General features: G+C 58.0%; 20 protein-coding genes. 2 read left to right on the plus strand and 18 right to left on the minus strand.

Annotated features, from left to right (window positions below):
• Positions 1-64: 64 nt before the first annotated feature.
• From ALVIN_RS08870 to ALVIN_RS17070, 7 genes are all read right to left on the minus strand, one after another.
• Positions 65-1,069: an XrtA-associated tyrosine autokinase gene (locus ALVIN_RS08870; protein ID WP_043795585.1), complete on the minus strand. Its 1,005-nt coding sequence runs from the start codon at positions 1,067-1,069 to the stop codon at positions 65-67.
• 32 nt (positions 1,070-1,101) lie between these two features.
• Positions 1,102-2,577 carry an XrtA system polysaccharide chain length determinant gene (locus ALVIN_RS08875; RefSeq protein ID WP_407637036.1) on the minus strand — a complete coding sequence of 492 codons (1,476 nt, stop codon included), beginning with the start codon at positions 2,575-2,577 and terminating at the stop codon, positions 1,102-1,104.
• Between the two features lie 114 nt (positions 2,578-2,691).
• Positions 2,692-3,276, minus strand: a complete 585-nt coding sequence (locus tag ALVIN_RS08880) for an XrtA/PEP-CTERM system exopolysaccharide export protein (RefSeq protein WP_050750367.1) — start codon at positions 3,274-3,276, stop codon at positions 2,692-2,694.
• Positions 3,277-3,376: 100 nt separating this feature from the next.
• On the minus strand, positions 3,377-4,732 hold the full coding sequence (prsR, locus tag ALVIN_RS08885) for a PEP-CTERM-box response regulator transcription factor (protein WP_012970991.1): 1,356 nt from the start codon (positions 4,730-4,732) through the stop codon (positions 3,377-3,379).
• The gene (gene prsK / locus ALVIN_RS08890) at positions 4,732-6,816 is read right to left on the minus strand and encodes an XrtA/PEP-CTERM system histidine kinase PrsK (protein WP_012970992.1); all 2,085 of its coding nucleotides are present in this window, start codon (positions 6,814-6,816) and stop codon (positions 4,732-4,734) included. The genes prsR and prsK overlap by 1 nt, the downstream gene beginning before the upstream one ends.
• 23 nt (positions 6,817-6,839) lie before the next feature.
• A complete protein-coding gene (locus tag ALVIN_RS18300) occupies positions 6,840-7,160 on the minus strand; it encodes an OmpA family protein (RefSeq protein WP_050750315.1) in 321 nt (106 codons plus the stop codon).
• Positions 7,063-8,022, minus strand: a complete 960-nt coding sequence (locus ALVIN_RS17070; protein WP_081442729.1) for a glycosyltransferase family A protein — start codon at positions 8,020-8,022, stop codon at positions 7,063-7,065. The genes ALVIN_RS18300 and ALVIN_RS17070 overlap by 98 nt, the downstream gene beginning before the upstream one ends.
• Before the next feature lie 73 nt (positions 8,023-8,095).
• Between ALVIN_RS17070 and ALVIN_RS17995 the strand changes: the two genes are divergently transcribed.
• The gene (locus tag ALVIN_RS17995) at positions 8,096-8,650 is read left to right on the plus strand and encodes a helix-turn-helix domain-containing protein (RefSeq protein ID WP_223295196.1); all 555 of its coding nucleotides are present in this window, start codon (positions 8,096-8,098) and stop codon (positions 8,648-8,650) included.
• A 6-nt stretch (positions 8,651-8,656) separates the two neighbouring features.
• Positions 8,657-9,121 carry an IS630 family transposase gene (locus ALVIN_RS18000; protein ID WP_223295297.1) on the plus strand — a complete coding sequence of 155 codons (465 nt, stop codon included), beginning with the start codon at positions 8,657-8,659 and terminating at the stop codon, positions 9,119-9,121.
• 97 nt (positions 9,122-9,218) lie between these two features.
• Here ALVIN_RS18000 and ALVIN_RS08905 read toward each other — a convergent pair whose 3' ends face one another.
• From ALVIN_RS08905 to ALVIN_RS08955, 11 genes are read right to left on the minus strand one after another with little or no spacing between them, the layout of a single operon-like run.
• Complete coding sequence (locus tag ALVIN_RS08905; protein WP_012970993.1) at positions 9,219-9,845, minus strand: methyltransferase domain-containing protein; 627 nt, start codon at positions 9,843-9,845, stop codon at positions 9,219-9,221.
• 29 nt (positions 9,846-9,874) lie between these two features.
• Positions 9,875-11,014, minus strand: a complete 1,140-nt coding sequence (locus tag ALVIN_RS08910) for a beta-L-arabinofuranosidase domain-containing protein (protein ID WP_012970994.1) — start codon at positions 11,012-11,014, stop codon at positions 9,875-9,877.
• A 36-nt stretch (positions 11,015-11,050) separates the two neighbouring features.
• The gene (gene rffA, locus ALVIN_RS08915; protein ID WP_012970995.1) at positions 11,051-12,196 is read right to left on the minus strand and encodes a dTDP-4-amino-4,6-dideoxygalactose transaminase; all 1,146 of its coding nucleotides are present in this window, start codon (positions 12,194-12,196) and stop codon (positions 11,051-11,053) included.
• Complete coding sequence (locus tag ALVIN_RS08920; protein WP_012970996.1) at positions 12,193-13,074, minus strand: class I SAM-dependent methyltransferase; 882 nt, start codon at positions 13,072-13,074, stop codon at positions 12,193-12,195. The genes rffA and ALVIN_RS08920 overlap by 4 nt, the downstream gene beginning before the upstream one ends.
• Positions 13,071-13,472, minus strand: a complete 402-nt coding sequence (locus tag ALVIN_RS08925; RefSeq protein WP_012970997.1) for a GtrA family protein — start codon at positions 13,470-13,472, stop codon at positions 13,071-13,073. Before ALVIN_RS08925 ends, ALVIN_RS08920 begins: the two co-directional genes overlap by 4 nt.
• Positions 13,469-14,263, minus strand: coding sequence for a GNAT family N-acetyltransferase (locus ALVIN_RS08930; protein ID WP_012970998.1), 795 nt, complete (start codon positions 14,261-14,263; stop codon positions 13,469-13,471). Before ALVIN_RS08930 ends, ALVIN_RS08925 begins: the two co-directional genes overlap by 4 nt.
• 7 nt (positions 14,264-14,270) lie before the next feature.
• A complete protein-coding gene (locus ALVIN_RS08935; RefSeq protein WP_012970999.1) occupies positions 14,271-15,416 on the minus strand; it encodes a glycosyltransferase family 2 protein in 1,146 nt (381 codons plus the stop codon).
• 29 nt (positions 15,417-15,445) lie between these two features.
• A complete protein-coding gene (locus tag ALVIN_RS08940; protein WP_148217484.1) occupies positions 15,446-16,447 on the minus strand; it encodes an AAC(3) family N-acetyltransferase in 1,002 nt (333 codons plus the stop codon).
• Positions 16,444-17,931 (minus strand): lipopolysaccharide biosynthesis protein, encoded by a 1,488-nt coding sequence (locus ALVIN_RS08945; RefSeq protein WP_012971001.1) that lies wholly within the window; start codon positions 17,929-17,931, stop codon positions 16,444-16,446. The genes ALVIN_RS08940 and ALVIN_RS08945 overlap by 4 nt, the downstream gene beginning before the upstream one ends.
• Before the next feature lie 7 nt (positions 17,932-17,938).
• Positions 17,939-18,940, minus strand: coding sequence for a GNAT family N-acetyltransferase (locus tag ALVIN_RS08950; protein ID WP_012971002.1), 1,002 nt, complete (start codon positions 18,938-18,940; stop codon positions 17,939-17,941).
• 5 nt (positions 18,941-18,945) lie between these two features.
• A complete protein-coding gene (locus tag ALVIN_RS08955; protein WP_012971003.1) occupies positions 18,946-20,187 on the minus strand; it encodes a glycosyltransferase in 1,242 nt (413 codons plus the stop codon).
• Positions 20,188-20,198: the final 11 nt, after the last annotated feature.

A 20,198-nucleotide genomic window follows, 5' to 3' on the forward strand; every position in this document is an offset into this window, starting at 1 on the left:
CAATGAGCTGTTATCGGACCCGATGAGCTTGACATGGCAAAAAACATAATGTCAGAGATCCAATCTATGGCGATTTCGCAATGGAGTCGGAATCGACGCCGGTCTCAGCGGCATGGTTCCCATAGCCATAACCGTAACCATAGCCATAACCCGCGCCAAATTTGTTGCCGAATGTCGGGCGATATTTGTTCAGCAGCAACCCGATGATCTTATCTTGATTGAGTCGACTCAAGGCATCGTTCACAGCATAACGCGGTGTTTGGTCGGCAGCGACGACCATGAGGATCTGCCCCATCATCTCAGCGAGCACGGCACTTTCACTTGCCAACAACAGTGGAGGCGAATCGAAGATCACGACACGATCCTTGTAGCGCGTGGAAAATTGCTCCATCAATTTGGCCATTTGCTCACTGGCCAAGAGTTCCGTGGCTCGCTCATGACACTTACCAGCCGGAAGTACACGCAAGTTAGGGATATCGGTTCGAACGAGGGCTTTGGAGACCGTCATACCCGATCCGTCGAGGATATCCAGTAAGCCGGTCTCATATTTGATCCCCAAGCGTTTGGCTGCCGATGGCTTGGCGACATCACCATCGACGAGCAGGACCGTCCGGTCGCGCTCCATGGCGATACTGATCGCCAGATTGATCGCCGAAAAGGTCTTGCCCTCCCCCGTCAGCGCGCTGGTGACCATGATCAGATTGGCATTGTCGACGATATCTGCCCCCTTCTTGTCGATGTTCATGATGAGGGGGCGTTTGATGAGTCGATATTCCTCGGCAATTTGTGAGCGCTTTGCATCCGGAGTCAAGAGTCCCATGAGACGCAGTTGATCGAGCGCCAGTCGGTGGAAACGCCCTTCGGCGGTTGGGATGTCCAGATCGGCGTCCATGGACGACGGGGATACAGAGTCGATAGCCGCCTCATCCATGGACCCAGAGGCGGATTGTCCATGTTTCTCACCCCAAAAACCCGTTGCTTCCGCAGGTCGACGATCGGCGTCTCGACCCCCACCCGGGGTGCTCAGTTCATCTGCACGCTTTGCAAGACTTCGTTGAATGGTATCCATGTATTTGTCCAGTGAGTCCGGTTGCGCCTAGGTCAGGCCTGTCCCATGAGCATGGGCAACCCTTTGGCCACGACGATGAATCCAACCACTAAGCTTGCCGTCGCGGCCACGAAGGGAATCAGCATCAGGCGTTCCCGGCGTCGCTGCGCACTGGACAGAACGAGTCCGACACTTCCGAAGACTGGAAGCCCAGTCTCTTGATACAGGATGCGACGATCGTCATAGATCGGGCGCACCAAATCGACGGCGAGTGCGGCTCCCATGCCGGCACCAAAGGCAAGCAAGAGCACAACGGCCGACAAGGCAAGCCGGTTGGGAGCGGATGGTTTGGATGGCACGAACGGTGGATCGACGACACGGAACTTGGCTCCCTCCACGGTTTTCTCGACTTCGGTCGAGAGCCTGGCCGACTCACGCCGTTTCAGCAATTCATTGTGCTGCGCCGCGATCGTCGAATAATTCCGGGTCAATTGTTTGAGTTTGGCCTCAATCGTCGGGATGCTGTCGATCTTTTCGGTGAGTTGCTGGACTCGCTTGGAATAATCTTCCACACGCGCGGTCAGGGCTGCGACCTGAGCATCGGCCTCGCTGAGTGCCACGCGCAGATTGCCGTAAACAGTATCGGCGCGGACATTCGAAGCCAACTGTGATCCGCTGCTGCTCGCGGTCAACTGTCTGCGACTTTGCTCCTTCAACTCCTCGATCTGACGCCGAAGCTCGATCACGACTGGATGTCGTTCGGTATATCGCAACAGCAGATCGTCGAGTTTTGACTGCATGGCCGTGACACGCGGATCCTCGACCTGCTGTTGCAGAGGCATCAGATCGAAATTGCTCTGGATCATCTGGTCTTCGTTTTCGATCTGATAGCTCAGCTCATCGCGCCGCCAGATCGCCTCGCGCAAGGCGAGCTCGGCATCCTTGAGTCCGGCCTTTGCCGCTTCGAGCGTGGAATAATAGTTGACCTGTTCCCCCGGAAGCACGCCGGCATTGTCACGCTTGAAATCCGCCAGCTCCTTCTCTGACTGCCGCAGGCGCGACTCATACTCGGCGATCTCCTGATCGAGAAAGCTATGCGCCGTCGTGGTCGCCGCCTGATCTCCAGTAAGCGCCTGCTCGATGAAAACAGACACGACCGCCTGGACGACCTGCTTGGCACGCCCCGGATCACGGTGCTCGAAGGCAATGTTGTACAGCGAGGGATTGGCGCGATCACCACTGAGCTGGATCTTATTACGCAACTCATCGAGCAGAAGCTCCTTGTCACGCTCGGTCCGGACATTCAGATCGAAATCGCTCATGCGAGCAATCCGTTCCAGGTTCGGGCGACTGAGCAGCATCCGGCTCATCAAGGACACCCGCTGCACGAGATCCGGTTGAATCGCCAGCCCTTGCAGTAAGGGTCGCAGAACAGAGTTCGTATCGACGAATACCCTGGCCGAAGCCCGGTATTCGTCGGGCAGTTTGGAGACATAGAGCCAACCCGAGATGGCGATCAGCCAAGCCACCGCGACGGCCAGCCAGCGATAGCGCCAGATGCCCCGGACATAGGAAAAAAGCTGCTGCAAGAGTTCATGCATGGCGGTCGCTCACTCGTGGGTCGTTCTTCTCTGCCGACCCGATCAGAACCATGACTCTGGAATGATCAGGATGTCGCCCGGCAACAGACCGATGTTCTCCTCGATGCGCCCGTCGCGAATCAGATCATCCAGACGAACCGAGTACTGACGCTGCTGTCCATCGGCATAACGCACCAGCACGGACTTATTGCCGGCCGCGAACTCGGTCAGTCCACCGACCTCGATCATGAGATCGAGCAGGGTCATATGCTTGCGGAAGGGAACGGCCGCCGGTTTCATGGCCTCACCGATCACCCGCACCTGCTGACTCGGCAGACCCACGAAGCCATTGACGATCACGGTGACGACCGGGGAGCGCACATAGACGGCGAATTGCTTCTCGAGATCTCGCGCCAGTTGTGTCGGCGTCTTACCACTGGCCTGGACGTCTTCGATCAGCGGCGTGGTCAGCATTCCATCGGGGCGAACGGGCACGCTGCCCGAAAGTTCCTCGAATCCAAGAACGAATATGTTGACCTGATCGCCTGGAGCGATTTCGTAGAAATAGCCTTCTTGAACCGTCAGATCGCGTTGATCGACTGGAACAGGTGGGTATTGATTCTTTTTGCTCGCACACCCCGCAGTCATCACCAGTATCACGGACGCCAGGATCAGCGCCCCCCGCCAGGTCAAGGATCCGAATCGAGCGTTCAATACCTTGGTCTCCTTAAAAAGACTGGAGTCGAATTCAGTTCGGCTTCAGGTCGAATTTTTCGAGCAGGCGGTACAGAGTTGGACGTGTAATGCCCAGCAACTGAGCCGCTTGTGTCATGTTTCCATCAGCCTTTGCAAGCGCCTGACGCAAGGCACACAACTCGGCCTGGTCACGCATGTCCTGCAAACTCACGGCAGATCGGTTGGCTTGAGCCGGTAATTCGAGATCTTCGACCGATAACTGGCGTCCATCAGCCATGATCACGGCGCGTTTGATCCTGCTTTCGATCTCCCGCACGTTACCGGGCCAATCATAGGAATCGATGGCATTCAGCGCTTCCTGTGTAAAACCACGGATCGAACGCTTGAATTCGTCATTATACTGGTCGAGAAATGCCCGGGCCAGAACGAGTGCGTCACCTGTGCGCTCCCGTAAAGGCGGCAAACGAATGGTTACTTCGCTGATGCGATAGTAGAGGTCCTCGCGAAATTCGCCATTCGCGATCTGTGACCTGAGATCGCGGTGTGTTGCACAGACGACACGCAGGTCGACCGGAATCTCCTGCCGCCCTCCCACACGCTCGATCACCCTCTCCTGCAAGAATCGTAACAGTTTGGCTTGCAACGCCTGAGGCAGATCACCGATCTCGTCCAGGAAGAGCGTCCCGCCATGGGCGTGCTCGATCTTGCCCAGGGTCTGCTTGACCGCGCCGGTGAAGGCTCCCTTTTCGTAGCCGAACAGCTCGCTCTCCAGCAGGTTTTCGGGGATCGCCGCGCAGTTGATCGCGACCAGCCGCCCGGCGGCCCGTGAACTCTTCTCGTGGAGCGCACGCGCGAAGAGTTCCTTGCCCGTGCCGCTCTCACCCAGGATGAGCACGGTCACATCCGTGTCCGCGACCTTGTCCACGGCCTTGCAGGCTTGGAGCATCTGTGGACTCGTGGCGATGACACCCCGCAAGGGCGTATCCACGCGCGACTGCTGGAGACGGCGATTCTCGGACTCCAGCTCATAGAGACGCTGCGCCCGCTCGACGACGAGGCTCAGCGTACCGGCTTCGATGGGTTTGGCGTAGAAGTCATAGGCACCCAGCTCGATGGCTTTGAGGGCGTTTGGGCGATCGTCATTGCCCGTGACCACGATCACCTTGGTCTGAGGGGCCAGTTCAACGATTTCGGCCAGCGTCGCCAGCCCCTCGCTCACCCCACCGGGGTCCGGCGGCAACCCCAGGTCCAGGGTGACGACGCCGGGCCGGTGGCGGCGCACCTGCGCCAGGGCCTCGCGACGATCTGAAGCCAGGCTCACATCGAAGCCATCGAAACACCAGCGCAACTGACTTTGCAGTCCAGGATCGTCTTCGACGACCAGCAATGGCTTGACAGTCGCTTTCATCAGGCACTCTCGGACATGGATGGTTGGGCGGACACTGTGGTCCCGGTGTCCGACGCCTCCTCCGCAGCAGGAAGCCGGATGCGGAACAGCGATCCGATCCCAGGCCGGCTCTCGACCGTCAGGTCGCCACCCAGCAAGCGGACCATCTCGCGCGCCTCGAAGGCGCCGATCCCCATGCCGGTCAACCCCTTGGTCGAGTCGAAGGGACGAAACAACCGATCGCGAATGAACTCAGCGGTCATCCCAACGCCATCGTCCTGGATCTCGACACTATAGGTTCGGTCCTCGCGTCGCAAGCGCACGACCACAGAACCATCGGTATCCGTGGCCTCGCGGGCGTTCTGGATGAGATGACCGAAGATCGTGCGTAACCGCTCCCTGTCAGCCATGACGACGGCGCCCCCATTAATGGCGGACTCCAGACGCGGCACAGGCGGGCGCTCGGTTTGCCGTTCGATCGCTTCGCGGAGGACATCGAGCAGATCGACTCGAACCGCCTCCCCACCGCGGACTCCGTTACGCAGTTGCTCCATCAAGCGCCCCATGCGTTCGACCGAACTTCTGATCGTACTCATGACATCATCGATGAAGGCCGGATTGTGCCGATGCCGCTCGGCATTCGAGAGGATCAGCGATTGTTGAGCCAGCAGGTTCTTCAGATCGTGAGCGACATAGGCCGCTAGTTGGTTGAAGGCCTCGAACTGTCGCGCGCGCATCAGGGCCTGATCGGAGAGGTATTGTGCGACAGAACTCGCGGCCTGGCGACCGGCCGTTTTGAGCAATGCCCGATCCTCCCAGTTGAAGGAGCGTTTGGTGCGCGAGCGACTCAGAACGACGAACCCACACAGAACGCCACGATTGAGCAGTGGAACGACGAGCCAGGCCGTCGAGGATCCGCCCAACCAGTCCGGTATCTCCAGATCCTGATACATCGCCGGGTCACGGCGCCATTCATCCAGGTCGATGATCCAGTTGGCGTCCAGGAGACCGCGCACCACGGGGTCATCCTGGCGAATCATGGCCACCGGCGGCTCGGCCTGGTTGAGCCGCTCCAGTAGCTCGAAACCGCCCGACTCGTTGCGCACCCACAACAGACCGCCCGGACTGCCGATGATGTCCCCGAGCGCTCTGACGACGGCCTCAGGCAACTGCCGACTGCCGGCTGACAGCGCCTCGGTGAACTTCAACCATTCCTCGCGATAGTCGTACTTGAAGCTGAAGAAGTGTTCGCTGACCAGGATGCGCAGACGTGCCCGTAATTGCCCGGAGAACAGCAACAGCAACAGGAGCACGATGGCCGAGAACAGGAAGGCGATCTGCAGCACCGCGCTCCAGGCCCCACCGAAGAGCCGGATGTAATAGCCGGCGGCGGCCATCGCCATCAGATAGAGTCCCGCGCCCGAAAGGGTCGCGGAATGGAACACGACATGGCGCGACACATGCAGCTCGACCGACCAGTTCGGGCTTCTGGCGGCGGATACCGCGATGAGCGGCACGATCAAGGCATTGACCAGTCCGCGCGCCTCCCAGACCGGCTCCGACAGCCGGCGCATCAATAGCCCGTCGGAATAGAAAAAGAGGTCATAGGCGAAGACGGCGCCTAGCCCCAGGCACAGATGCTTGATCTCCCAGCGGCGTGCCGGCAGCCGGTTGCGAAACACCTGCTCGACGAGCAACAGCCCGAAGACAGCCTGAAGAATCCCACCGAGCAGCCGGGCATCCAGGGCGATGGACGTTGCAACCAACGGGACCGACAGTGTCAGAACGCCTGCGACCACGAGGACGAGTCCAGTCGCCCAATTCCAGGAACGGCGGGCCGACTGATCCGTGTCGGCGGCCAGAATCGCCGCGAGAAACACGAACCATCCGGCATTGTGTGCCAGCTCAGCGCTACCGATCGCCAACGCTGGAATCGACCACCCTACACTGACCGCCCAACCGATCCCGGCCCAGAGCATGGCCGAGAGCACGGCCAAAAGCGCCAGCAATCCCATCAGACGTTTGCGCCAGGCCGTGATCAACAGCACGGCCAGCAACAGGTAGGCCAGTGCGGCAATCAGGTAACTGAGGGTTCCAATGGTCACGGATCAGGCGCTCGATCGATCCGTCAGCCGGGATTGGTTGGCGTGTGTGCCTCAGGGCGCCGCACACGTACACGGACCAGACGACTCGCCCGCTCCGAAGTCGAGCCTCGAACGGAACCATCCCGCGTTGGGTCGAGTGGTCCCAATCCGTCCACTGACAGGCGCTCGCGCGAAATGCCGCGCTTGACCAAATAGGCGGCAACGCTTTCGGCGCGTCGCCGCGAGAGTGCAAGATTGTACTGTTCGTCACCGATTTGATCCGAAAAACCATGGATCTCGACGACAGTGCGGGGTGTCGACTCCAGGATCGCGATGATTCGATCGAGATGCACTTCGCAGCGCATTCAAAAACATTCCAGCTCGACGATAAGAATACATACGACCAATCAGTGCTTTGGAAAAAAGTCGCTTGAATGACTCGGATGAATTTGACGAGGTTATTTTTTTCAGCATGCGAATTTCATCTGCATTTCTCTTTAACATAATCTCATCCTTCAGTTTCTGGGGTGCATCGTCATCTGTGCTGATATAACTGACACGAAATTGACGAGCTACACCGTGTGATTGCAGATGGAGCACAATATCTGTTTTCTCAGATAGCATCCAGATGAAATAAATATCGAGTCGAGCACCGACTTCAGAATCGAAGCCTAAAGAACTCACCAATTTTTTTTCGATCAAACATGTGCCGAGCGCTGATGTATAAAAAGGTTCAGATAAGTCTTTGCGTCGATAAATCAACAAATCCTTGTTGAATACCTGACCTTCTCTTAGGCCTTTTTCAATCTTCTGATATGGGCATAGTAGATTTTCTGGCGGCAATTGCAGTATCCCGTCTTTTTCGCGTAACCCCATCACACAGCCGACTGAAGGTCGCATTGAGAAAATGCTGACACAGATTTCAATGTGATCATTCGACCACAAATCATCATCGTCCAAAAAAGCAATATAATCAAAACTTGCTTCCTGGACTCCTCGATTAAGCGAACTAGCCATTCCGCCATTTTGTTTACGAATATATCGACATGGAATAGGTGCGCTTTCGATTAAAGCCATTACCGACAACTCTGTACTATCGGTGCTACCGTCATCAACAATAATCAGTTCATAAACCGGATGCGTCTGTGCAAATACACTGCTTATCGCGTCTGTGACAAAAGCGGCTCGATTGTAGGTGGTAATGATGGCAGAGATAGAAAAGTTCATATACCACTCTCATTTGAGTTTTTCGCTGACAGGCATTTTGTGACACATCGACCAGGTCTGTAGAATCTTCGCCATGTCTGACTACTGCCTTACTGACAAGCAACTCGCGGAACTGCGTGCCGCCCACCGAGGCACGCGTGATAAACGCGAGGCAGATCGGATCAAGGCGGTGGTTCTGCTCGCGACCGGCTGGACAGCCGAGCAAATCGCCGAGGTGCTGCAGATCGACCCGAATACGGTGCGCAATCATTTCAAGCGCTATCGTCAAGATGGCCTGAAATCGCTGGGGCAGGTAGCGTTTCGTGGCAGCGCCTGCCAGCTTGAGGCGGCGCAATTGGCGTGCTTGGAAGCGCACCTGCAACGGCACCTCTATCTCAGCGCCAAAGCTGTCGCCCAGTGGGTCGAAGACACCTTTGACGTGGCCTACACCATCAGTGGCATGACGGCGCTACTGCATCGCCTGGGCTACGTCTACAAGAAACCCAAGCTCATCCCAGGCAAGGCCGATCCCGCGGCCCAGAAAGCCTTCCTCGCCGAGTACGAAACCCTCAAGCACACCAAGGGCGAGGCCGATCCCATCTATTTCATGGACGCGGTTCACCCGCCGCACAATCCGGTCATCGCCTAGGGCTGGATCAAGCGCGGCGAGGATCGCGAGATCCGCTCCAACACCGGGCGGCGGCGCGTCAACATCAACGGTGCCATTGACCTCAAGTGCCTCGAACCCGTTGTCCGTTTCGACGACAGCATCAATGCCGTCTCGACCATCGCGCTACTGCAGCAACTCGAGCAGCGGCACCCAGACGCGGCGGTGATTCACGTGATTTGCGACAATGCGCGCTACTATCGCTCCAAGGCGGTTCGTGAGCACTTGGAGACATCACGCGTGCAACTGGTCTTTCTCCCACTCTATGCGCCAAATCTCAATTTGATCGAGCGATTCTGGAAGTATTTCAAAAAGACGGTGCTCTATAACCGCTATTTCGAGTCGTTCGGTGACTTCAAAGCCGCTTGCGAAAATTTTTTTCTCCATCCACGTCAATATCGTGGTGATCTGAGATCGTTGCTGACGGAAAACTTCGCCATTATCGGAAAGTGAAAAACGAAAAATCGGCATTAGATCGGTATAACTTAAGCACCCTATGTTCCTGCGGCTTACTCAATTATGTTACGTCCGCGATCAGGCGAAAATCAATTTACGCCTTCTTCAGCAAGCTGATCAAATAAGGCGCCTTTATGGCTTGGCTTAGGACTACAAAGGCACCACGAAAACCGTACATTGCCGCCATCCGACTCTTGTCATCAAAATACAAAGAAAATGTTTCATGAGTCATCATATTGACATGGGTCGGATCCCGAAAAGCCGTGGCGTAAGGATAAATGGGTGTGCGGGATAAAAAAATTCCATCTTGCTTGAGCGTCCTCCAGACTTCATTCATTAATTCAACAAATGCAAATTTCAGGTTTGGCGTGTAGATAACACGCGGAACGTGCTCAAGAAAATCAAGCGCGCTAATGTAGTCAAACGTATTGTCAGGAAAAGGAATTGGCTCCAATGTTAAATCAGCAGATTTAACATTTTTTTCATCATTGCGCCTGATATCGATGCCAAATGTATTTGTCGCCTTGAATGGATTGCTCGGCTTTGATCCGCAACCAAGATCCAAGGCATGCGCATCGACCAGATCCAATGATTCCGCATCATATTTTGACAAATAAGCATCCAAATCATCCGTTGTCGGCATATTTATCAATCCCCAATAATCATTGCGGATGGTATTCAATAGCCTATGCGCGTGAGAAATCTTATTGAACAAACTCATACGTTATTCTCTTTTCAAGACAGAAATGCTCACCCAATCGCCTCATTTATCATCAATGCATCAGCATAAAATTTCGTAGCCCAATTCGGATATTGCCATGGATGATAGCCGCCATTGATCGGGTGAGAGCCCTTGATGCCTCCCCGCGTATTCGGATCACCACCATCTAGTCGCTGCGTGCGTTTGACGAAGGAGAGAATGCGCGCAGTCGCCTCGCGGTATTTCGATTCGCCGATGATCTGATACAGTCGTCCCCAGTTGATCCCGAGTTGACAATCGCCGGTTAAGCAGGACCAGTGGGCTGTGGATCGCCAGCGGTTGTTGAAACGGCCTGGCAACCGCCCGTTAGCTGGCATCGCGTCAAGCATAGCATCGCCGATGTTGCGCGCGGCGTCGAGCAAGTCACCGCGCTGCGCATAGTCGCCGATTTCCAGTAGCCCGCGCATCGCGTAGGCGATGGTGTGGGTGAAGGGCTGCTGATTATCTTGCAGGCAGTTATTAGCCAGCCAGCCATTGGGTTGGGCCTGGGTCAAGGCCCATTCGCCATTGCGCACGGCGGCGTCCAGGAAACGCCGTTCACCGGTGATCGCATGCACGCGCGCCAAGCTCCAGGCAGTGCGGGTATTGTAGGTATTGATCTGTTTGCCGGTCATCGGCGATCCCCAGGAGCGCCAGCAGCCGTCGTCGTCGAGGATGTCGCACAGCCAGTTGGCGGCTCGGATGGCGGCCTCGCGGTAGCGCTCGTCGCCTGCTTCCTCGAAGGCGCGCACCCAGCCGAAAATCACCTGGCCGGTGTTGAAGACCGTGGGTTGATCCGAGTCACCCAAGGCGCCGGCAAGCACGCCTCCGGACGGGTGTTGAATCTCGATTTCCCAATCGGCCATGCGACGAGCACGTATGCGCGAGTCTTCGTCTCCTGTCAATGTGGCGTAGCGGTAAAGGGTCGGAATGATGTAACCGGTGGTCTCCGGGTAGGCGGGCGCCCACTTATTCAGGCGCACCAGCCAGGTTTGTGCAACACCGCCGTTACCGGTTACGTCCTGCGCATGCTTGAGCCAGGAAATGGCCGCGTCGAGATGGATGCGGTTGTCGGTCGCACGCGTCAAACCGATGCCAAACTGATCCTTTAAGACCAGACTTTTCTGCCGCAAACGCTCGGAAAGGTTCATGAGTATTTCTCTTCGTTAACGCTGATCTATCCAATATCAACCCCAATCCGCGACCTCCTCAATCACCGCCAGCAACTCGCGGATGACGCGCGGCTGATCCTCCTCCAAACCCAGCCATAAGGGCAACCTGACCAGTCGATCGGCGAGTGATTCGGTGTTGGGCAGTTCGCCATGAGGTCGTCCCCACCTCTGCCCGGCCGGGGCGCTATGGAGCGGAACATAATGAAAGACCGGGTGAATCTCGCGAGCCTTGAGTCCGGCGATGAAGCGTTGGCGCATGTCCAGATCGGCTAGCAACAGATAGTACATGTGGGCGTTGTGATGACAGACGCTGGGGACAATGGGGCGACGACAGCGTTGCTCGGCCTCGGTCGGGGCCAGCCATTGATGGTAGACGTTCCAGAGCGTCAGTCGACGCTGGGTGATCGCGTCTGCCTCTTCCATCTGCGCCCACAGAAAGGCCGCAACCAATTCGGATGGCAAATACGACGATCCCAGGTCGACCCAGGTGTATTTGTCCACCTGCCCACGGAAGAACAGGGATCGGTTCGTGCCTTTCTCGCGGATGATCTCGGCACGCTCGGCAAGCTCTGGGGCATTGATCAGGAGCGCGCCGCCCTCGCCGGAGATGATGTTCTTGGTCTCATGGAACGAGAGACAGCCCAGGTGTCCGATGCTTCCCAGTGCCCGCCCCTTGTAGCTCGCCATTACCCCTTGGGCCGCATCCTCGATCACCAACAGACCGTGACGCCGGGCGATCTCCATGATGGTGTCCATCTCGCACCCGACACCCGCATAGTGAACCGGCACAATGGCCTTGGTCCTCTCGGTAATGGCCGCTTCGATCAGCGTCTCGTCGATGTTCAGGGTATCCGGGCGAATGTCCACGAACACCGGTACAGCCCCGCGCAGCACGAAGGCATTGGCAGTGGAGACGAAGGTGTAGGAGGGCATGATGACTTCGTCGCCCGGCTGGAGGTCGGCCAGGATCGCGGCCATTTCCAGGGCCGCCGTGCAGGAGTGGGTGAGGAGCGCCTTGCTGGCGCCCGTGCGAGCCTCCAGCCAGATGCTGCATTGTTTGGTGAACTGGCCATCCCCCGCCAGGTGCCCGTTGGCGTGGGCCTGGGCGATGTACCAGAGTTCCTTGCCGGTCATGTAGGGTTTGTTGAAGGGGATATTCATTCGCCCACCTCTGATTTCCTGGCAATCAACAAGCGTGAACCGCCAATCGGAAAGCGCAGACCGATCCGAATCAGCAGCCTTTCCAGGTCCATCGTCGTCTCAAAGATGCGGTTGATAAGCGTGGGTAACCGTAGTTCGCTGAAATGATCCTCATCGCTGGATGTTTTTGATTGAGTTAAACGGGATGCAAGCATGGCGGGCAGAAGCAAACTGACGAATGAGGTCTCGAAGACGACCGTGAAACCGACCCGCGAGACCTTTTCGCGCAATTCGCCCACCCGATAACGGCGAACATGGCAGGCATAGTCATCCTGCCGACTCCAGAGCCAGGGGTGTTGTGGAACCGTGATGGCAATTCCTCCCTCACTGCGGAGCGCACGCCGCATTTCCATCAACACGGTCGCGTCTTCTTCGATGTGTTCCAGCACATCGAAGGCGCCGATGACATCAAACTCGTCAGCGTAGGGAATACGCCGGGCATCCATTTGCAGGAGTTCGGCCTTGTTGACGCGAGTTGCGGCGAAGGGCAACCCAACGCTGAAGACCTCGCTGCCGGCGATGTCGGCCTGAGGATAGGCTTCGGCTACACCCGCAAGGACATAGCCGGTGCCGCAGCCAATTTCCAGATAACGCCGCATTCGCGGGAAATGGCGACGGAGCGCCCAGACGATCAGGTAGTTACGGGCGCGAAACCAGAAGTTTTCTGCTTCGAGATCCGCTAATTCGGCAAAGGCTTCTGCGTGAAAGCCCGCGCCGCCTTGCGCTAACTCAGGGGCCAGAATGGGGATGCCGGATTCCAGGAGCGGTTCGAAATCGCAAGCGGGACAATGCCAGTCCATCCGGGCATAGGCCGTTTCACAGAGGGGACAGCACTTCATGCGGGCCTCCGTGCGTGTGTGGCGAATACCCAGTACTTTTGAATCAGGAACATCAGAATGGCTACCGCGAACACCATCACTCCTTGGACGATCTGATGCGGCAGACCAAGCTGATCGACCGCAATCCAAAGCATAATAAAATTCAGGGCATAGCCGAAAGCGTAGCTGAATAGGTAGCGCGCAAAAGAACTTTGAAGACCGCCTTGGTAGCGGAAAGACCATTGTCGGTTGAATAAAAAAGTTTGCGCGACGCCCACGGCATAGATCAGGCTCATGCCAGTTTTGTGCCCGACGCCAAGAGATGTCAGAACGAGATACGCTAAATAAAGCAGCAGATTAGACCCTAAACCCACTAGGGCGTAACGCACAAATTGCCCCCGGGTTTCGGCGCTGATCATGCTGTTGACCGGACCCAATGAAAAGTCATCAAAGGCGGCGGAAAGCGAAAGTCTAAGCGGGCATAGAGGTTGAGCACCCGATGATTGCGCGCTGCAATGCAGGTTTGTACTCGCGTTGCTCCCTGATCACGCGCCTGATGTAGCATTGTCAGCCAGGCGCGCCGACCGTAGCCTTGGCCTTGCGCGTCTGGCGCCACGGCGGTCAAGTGCCAATAACAGGTTCCGTCAGTCTGCGACTCCGTGATGAAGAAAGCCACGATGCGCTGTTGATCGCGGAGCAAATAAAGCCGCTGGGTTGGATGAGAGACGCTACTGTTGACCCAGTTACAGTAGCGTTGATCGGCCAAGGCGGAATCGAGGCGGGGGTCCATGTGGAATCGCTCGGAACCGAAGGCGCTGCCTGCAATCGCGAGGACGGAGGGCAAATCCTCGGCTGCGGCCAAGCTGACCGATAGGCACGACAAGTCAGGATGGGCTTCCTCTGCGGGGAGGCGACCGAGTTCCGGTTGATAGACCATCTCGATGAATCGAAAGCCGCGTGCTTCCAGCAGCATGGATTCTTGCAGTTGTTCGTGAGAGAGGCGGCAACTGACGAGGCCGCAGCCCAAGGCGTCGCGTTCAATTTCGAAGGTAGTAAAGTCACGCTCGGCATCCTGCTTGCGAACTTCAAGTTGGGTGATCTGCGCGACTGGATCACCGAAGATCGCTGTATCCCACACTGCCTCGGACCATTCCAAGTGCAAACTGGAAGTCTCGATGTGGCCCGAAGCCGGTCGCTGTCGTTTCTGCATAGATCGCTCAGCGCGAATCATCAGTGTGTGTTGTCGAGTTTAGGTCGCTAATGTCGAATGCATTGCGGTACACCGTATAGGGCGGGCGCTCCATGGTGCGGAAATGCATCCGCGCCAGATATTCGCCGAAAATGCCCAGGGCAAAAAGCTGTACGCCGGAGAAAATGGTGATGATGGATGCCAGAAAGGGAAAACCCGGCACACTGCTCCCATCCAACAGGTAGCGGCCTACCACGTAGAGCATCACAAATAACCCCATCGCGGCGAAGATAAACCCCATGATGCTGGCGAATTGTAATGGCACGGTGGAAAAGCCGGTCATCATGTTGAGTGCATGGGTGATGAGCTTACGCAGGGTATAACCGGAAACGCCGGCATAACGCTCATCGTGTTGCACGGTGATCGCGCTGAAGCGCGTCGAGCCCCAGGTGAGGAGTACGTCGATATTCACGGTGGGACTACGGTAGTCCCTAAAAGCATCCCGTAATCGGGTGCGAAAGGCGCGAAAGGCGCTGACCTGGCTGGCCGTTTCCGCTCCCATCGCGCTTTGCAGCGCCAGTTTGGTGATGCGCGATGCGGCATCACGCAGGATGCCGTGTTGCTCTTGGCGCGGTTTGCCATAGACCACGTCATAGCCTTCGTTCAAACGGGCCAATAGCTTGGGGACTTCCTCTGGGGGATTCTGTAGGTCGTCGTCCAGGGTGACCAAAATGTCGCCTATGGCGGCGCGGACACCACAGAGCAACGCATTGTGCTGACCGTAATTGCGCGCCAGTTGCAGCCCATGCACACGGGGATCCTGGCGAGCGAGTTCCTCGATGACGCTCCATGAATCATCTCCCCCACAATCTTCCACCAGGATCAGCTCAAAATGGGGATCGATCGGTTCCAGCACGGCGGCCAGGCGGCGATGCAACTCCCGTAGCGTTTCCTGGGAGCGGTAGACGGGAACCACGACCGAGATGGTCGGACTTGGCGGCTGGGCGTTTTGCTGGTTCATGGCGGCGCCTGTCGATACAGATCCATGATGGGCGTTCGTTCCACCAATGATAATGTCAGAGGCAAAGCCACGGTCATCGCTGGTGATAGGCACGGTGACCGGGCCCGAGGCCTCAGCAACCGGGTCATTCATGAAGCTCTGATCGTGGTTCATTGGCCGAAAGTATCCTGAAGTCCATGGGATCATCGTTGAGCAGCAGGTCCGTTAACCCCGGCGCGTCTTCGGTGAGAAGATTGACCGACTCGCTCATGCCCGGTTGCGCTGGAGTCCAGCGATTGCACCACCGGCGCATCGAAAAAATGGAGACCACTTGCCACGAGTTGCTCGGCACCAGCGAGCAGATCGGTGGCGCGAATCCAGGTGAAACGAGTATTGCCCAATCGTCGTGCGAGCAATAGACGGTTGCGTTGCAGATGGTCGATCAGACGCGCCTCGCGGCGCAGCCGGTTGGCCTCTCGCGACAGGACACGGGTCGGGCAGTCGATACGGTTACCTTCTCGATCGATGACGGTCCCGGGCATGGGTTCCGGTTCGTACAGCGGCACGGCAAGCGTGTCCGCGAACCGGTCCTCGACATAATGGGTGAAGGTGATCGACTCGAAGCCGGTATCCACGCACAGGATGAGCGCATCGCGTTCGAGCAACCGGGAGAAGGGCGAATCCGGACCAAAGGGACGATCCGTCTGTTCGTGCCCAGCGATGAATTTCGCCGCGTCATGGCCCCAGGCAAGTAATGGGTGCGTTGGGCTGAGGCTGCGCACCACGCCCTTGCCGCGCCGGAAGACCTCCGACAGCAGCCCCATGGCCGATGGACTGCGGCGCACGTCCATGGGCTTGCCGATGGCGAGGAATTCGGCCGAGCTTTGGTTTTGGTAAGTGAGGGAGGGCATGACGACGAGTCCCGACTCGCCGACCGATTCGCGCAGGGCGGCGCAAAACTGCGCGGGAGTACCTTGGAACCCATTGAGGGCGCGCCAGGAGGAATGGACCATCAGGGTATCACTCGCGCGCACGCCGATGCGGTCAAGAAACGCGCGTAGCGCACGCTCATCGTAGGCCAGCCAGTGGCGAATGACCCATCGCTTGAGGTTCTTCAGTGAGTTCGCGGGGATGTCCACGTCGGCGTCTTGCCCTATGTGTCCGATATGTGGGCTTGGTGCGAGAATGACGTTATCACGAGTCACGCGAATTTTCGATCATCTTTTCGCCTTTTCATCTGCGCTGTCCGCACTTTGTCTAGGAGCCAGGATTCGGCTCCCGCTGGACAGCGCGACAGACGCCAGGCGAACAGAATGACGGCCAGGTAGACGAGGAAACCGACGAGGATCTTGAACGCCAACAGGATGACGGGCGGCTGTTCACTCAGCGCATCGACAGCGACAATGGACAGGGCCATGAGCAAGGCCCCCAGCACCGGCCGGTAGATGACGGCGATGAACTCCGCGAGCCTGAGCACGGGAAGCACCCTAAGCAGGAGCCAAATCGTCAAACCGACCGCAACGACAGCGGCAGTCAGGCGCAGGGCGGCGATCTCGATCGCCGAGCCGCCCGGACACAGCGCCAGCGCCAGGATGGCAAAGAGCATGACTTGAATCCAGATGAGTCCTGTCGCCTCCGCCAACCGGCCGAGCACCAGCAACAGATAGCCGCTGGTGGCGGTCAACGCCTGGACGACCCCCATCAGGGCGAGCAGTTGCAGGAGTGGGACGGCCTCGTGCCATTGGTCCCCCAGCAGCACGGCGACCACCTCCCCGGCGACCAGCGCCAGACCAACGGCGGCGGGAATCGCTAGCAGGGTTTGCAGCCCCTGAGCGAGCAGAAACAGACGTTTGAGTTCGGGCGAATTCGTCCCAGCCTCGGCCAATGCCGGAAAGAGCGCGCGGTTCATCGGCGCCAACAGTTCGGCGGACGGCATGGTCGCGATCTCGTTGGCGAGGGTGTAGGCGCCCAAGGTGGAGGTTGGCGCCCATCGACCGACCAGGATGCGGTGCAGGTTGCTGAGCAGGAACTCACCAATGCCGCGCAGCAGTAGCCATTGCGAAACGCCCAGGATCTCACGGAGTTTCGCGAGACTGAGACGCGGGCGCATCGGATGCATCCAGTAGCTGAGTCCTACACCGATGCCCCGCGTGGCCAGGGTACCGATGACCAGCGCCCAGTAGGAGCGCAGGGTCCAGGCGGCGACCATGGTGATCAGGAAACCGGCGATGCGGCGTAGGAACAGGAAGCGGAACTCGGCCCCGAACTGCATCGCTTTGTGAAAGTCGATGATGCCGATGTTTTCGAGGCCGGAGAGCAGCAGGGTGAAGGCCAGGATCCGCAGGACCAGCTCGACCCGCGCATCCTGGAAATAATCCGCCGCCATGGGGGCGGCCAGGAACAGGATGAGGGTGGAGAGCGTGGTTTGGATGAGCCTCAGTGTCCAGGCCGTATCGAAGTGGGCTTGGGTGGCGTCGCGGTTGCGGATTAGGGCGATGTTGACGCCGAGGTCGAGCAGCACGTCGGCCAGGGCGATGACCAGAGTGGCCATGGCGATGACGCCGATGTCGTCCGGCGCAAGCAACCGGGCCAGGATGATGGTACTGACCAGACCGATGAGCCGGTCGGTCCAGCGCATCGCGACCGTCAGGACGGTGCCGCGGGTGACACTCAGGCGCGCGAAGCTCAAAGTATACTCACGGTCGGATTGGTTTATGCAGCAATCGCCCGACGCAATGGCGTGCGGCTAGGGCCAAACCGCGTGGGCTTGAGGGATTGAACGCGACAATGCCGTGCCGTTCGCGTCGCTGCGGGGTCCAGTCGCGTTTATAGGCGTCGTCGCCGATCAGATAGTCAATTTCTTTGACCTGATCCTGCTCAATGACGAACTGCATGAGCCTGGCCGTCAGCACCGTGCCAACCGAAAGGTGGCGGAAAGCGGGGTCATAAGCGAGTTTGACGATCTGTGCCCTATCCCCGGCAACGAGCCACAACTGACTGGCAACCGGCTTCTGGTCGAGTGTCATCACGCCTAAACGGAGCCAGCCACGGGCTGCGGCCAGTCGGCACAATGCAGGGATGAAATCGGGATATGGCTCCGGACGCTTCCAGCTTTGTTTATAGACTGTCGCATAGTCGACGATGGCCTGATTGAGCGGCTGGCCGGGGGCGGTGTGAATGCACAGGTCGAAATCCGATCGCCGTTCGAGTTTCCTACTCGCACGAACGATGGTGTTACGCAAGGCGGACGGTCGCTGGTCGATGTAAGCGGTGAAATCGGGGTGAGTGATCCTGGCATACCAGTTGCCGAACCGGAAGTAGGTGCCGACGATCCAGCCCGCTGAACGCAGAGCTTGCTGGGCAGTGGCGAAGAAGATCCCATCCGGACTCAATGGCGAGAGATCGAGCCGCGCGGTCGGCTGGTTGCGGTCCACTCTGATGCGACTGCATACTTCACGAAGCCCGGCGACATCCAGGTTGACTTCGTTGATCGGGCCGAAGATGGGACTGTAGAAGGTCGCCAACGCTTCGATCTGCCAGGGGCTTTGCGGGAGTCGCATCATTGGTAGCAGGCAGGCATCGGGCTGCTCGGGATGGCCGACCGGGAAGCGGGTGACACCAGCGCCTGCCGGCAAGGCAGTGCGTTCCAGAAGCTCAAACCACTCCTGGGTCAGATGGGGATCCATGTCGTTGACCATGAAAGTCACGCCAGAGGCGATCGATATCCCGGCGGACGCGAGTTTGCCGCGAGCTCGAGCAGCGCGGCGAGTTGCTCGGTGCGTGACCTGCGCGATGCACCGGCAATGGCCTCTGCAGTTGGCATGGAGATGGCCGTCGGATCAGCGATGAAGCGGATCAGTAAGGCGACGATGGCTGTGGGGCTGTCGAGTGGTGCGAGAGCATCAACGCCAGCCGCTCGGACAGCTTGGGCGGTATCACCTGCCGGATCGGTCAGTGCGAGCAGCGGCCGTCGGCAAGCAAGGTATTCGTAGAATTTTGCTGGAATTTGCTGATTGCAGTTACTCGCCTGCAGGAGCAGCAAGCCGTCCGCCAAACACATTTCGGCCAAGGCTTCAGAATAATTCAATGGCGGTAGAATTTCGACCGTCTCTGAGACGCCGAAACGGCGGGCCAACTTGTGCAACAGCGCCTCATGGACCGGGGCACGGAATCGGATGACAAGACGAGAGAAACCATCGGACCATTGGCGTTTGAGGTTTGCTAGGGCCTGCATCAGATGGGTGGGGTCACGCTCACTCGGATAAACGATGCCGCTATGCAACAGGGTCAGCTTGCCAGGGTTGAGTGGCGGCGCAGCGAGGTCGCTCATCGGCAAATCATCATCGTAGCCGTTCTCGATGACACGCAAGCGTGCGGCATACTGTGGATAACGCTGTTGGTACAGTGCGACGGCACCCTCCGTGGTGAAGGTGCTCAGGCGGGCTTGGGCGACCGCAGCCTTCTCCACCCGTAAAAAGCTGCGCCATTGAGCAGGATCAATGGGGTAATCTTTCTGGGCCATCGGGTCGCGGAAATCGGCAATCCAGGGCAGCCCCGAGCACTTCGCGAGTGTGTAGGCGATACGGTGGGCAGTGGCAATCGGATAAGTTGACCATAACACATCCGGTCGATGGCGTCGGATAGCGGCTAATCCAGTCGGCACCGCGCCCAGCCACCAGGATGTCCAGCGGTCGGGAAGGGCGAGAAAGCTGGGGTAGCGCTGGTGGATCGAAAGATGGCGCGCGGTGTCCCAGGCCTGGGCGCGAATCACTTCCAGCCCTGCTGGCTCTGCATCCGCCGGATCGTCACTGACCTGCACATAGGCGCGTGGATGGGCGGTTAGGACGATTGGGATCCAACCAAATGCTGGGAGGTGACGCACAAAATACAGAGTCCGCTGAATGCCGCTGCTTCCCGCCAGCGGCGGGAAATGATAAGCGATCATTAGTACGCGTT

This window comes from Allochromatium vinosum DSM 180 (assembly GCF_000025485.1).
GTDB classification, from domain to species: domain Bacteria; phylum Pseudomonadota; class Gammaproteobacteria; order Chromatiales; family Chromatiaceae; genus Thermochromatium; species Thermochromatium vinosum.